Genomic DNA, 585 nt, shown 5'->3' on the forward strand with positions numbered 1-585 from the left:
AATATGCTTTGCTTGTATTAGGGATTGGTTTATTAAGAAACCGGTCAATATCTGAAGTCTGTGACAAACTAGAGCTCGCTTTTCCTGACGCTAAAGGAGAGCTTCCACCATTGGCGACTAGCAGTATTATAAAAGGGAAAGAAAAGCTAGGCGCAGCGCCTATGAAACACCTTTTTAAACATACAGCAACGCAGTGGGAGCAGTCGCAAACTTTTGATGAGGTGTGTGGTTTAAAGCTGCTCAGCATTGACGGTACACAATTTAAAACTCAAGATACACCGAGTAACCGTCACTTTGGCTATGCTAAATCGACAACAAACTTCCCCTCAGTACTTGCTGTGACCTTGATGTCGACAAGAACGCATTTAATATCCGATGCAGCGTTTGGCCCCATTACTCAAAGTGAAATTCATTATGCTCAACAGCTTGTTGGCTCAGCACCTGACTATTCATTGACGCTATTTGATAGAGGTTTCTTTTCGGCTGAACTATTTACGAGCTGGCAAGGCGTTAGCGAAAATCATCATTGGCTTACACCCATCAAAAGCAAAATGCGCTATGAAATAACGGAGTCATTTAGAGATT

The 585-nt window shown here is 42.2% G+C and carries 1 protein-coding gene; it reads left to right on the top strand.

Annotated features, from left to right (window positions below; all coding sequences use genetic code 11):
* Positions 1-585, top strand: a 585-nt coding sequence (locus CWC30_RS13240; RefSeq protein WP_138627322.1) for an IS4 family transposase, incomplete at both ends; no start/stop codon positions are given.

It is taken from the genome of Pseudoalteromonas sp. S4741, assembly GCF_005886135.1.
GTDB lineage: Bacteria > Pseudomonadota > Gammaproteobacteria > Enterobacterales > Alteromonadaceae > Pseudoalteromonas > Pseudoalteromonas tetraodonis.